Source organism: Rhodococcus sp. P4_B6 (genome assembly GCF_056402215.1).
Map to the genome: position 1 here is coordinate 1 of NZ_JBFUHV010000491.1, position 617 is coordinate 617.

General features: G+C 66.1%; 1 protein-coding gene. It reads left to right on the forward strand.

What is annotated here, in order from left to right; translation table 11 throughout:
- On the forward strand, positions 1–617 hold a 617-nt coding region (locus AC1DWT_RS51750), incomplete at both ends, for a DUF7373 family lipoprotein (RefSeq protein ID WP_477926339.1).

Here is a 617-nt window from a genome sequence, read left to right on the forward strand (position 1 = left end):
GGTGTCGTCCTCAGCGACGCCGCCGGGGACATCGCCCACAACCACCAGATGCTCTACGGCTACGTCTCGACCGCCGCCACCCCTACAACTAAGACGACCGATCCGTCCCGGTCCGTCGTCCAAGCAGTGATGCGGTTCAACAATCCTGAGGACGCCGCCACGACCGCCCGCGAGATCCACCAGAACCTGCTGACCGTCGACGACGGCACCGGCCTCGAGACCGCCGAGAACATCGACATCCTGCCCAACACCCTGGTCTCGACCGGACAGACGAATTTCGATGCCGGACCCGAGGTGTCGGTCAACGCGTTCACGCCCCACGGGGACTACCTTCTCTACACCTGGGCGAAAGCCCCCGCCGCCGACAAGGACTGGACCGCGAAGGCCGTCGCGAAGTCCCTCCAACTGCAAGAACCGCTGATCGACCAGTTCCCGGCCACCCCGACCCGCGCCCAGAACGGTGGACAGTCCGCGCAGCTGCCCATGATCGACCAGGACAAGGTCCTGATATACGCCCTCCCCGAAGAAGACGCCCAAGCCCAACTCGGCGACGACATGGCCGCCTACGGGCCCCGCGGCATGGCGCACCGCTCCACCAACCCGCCGCTGACCTACAA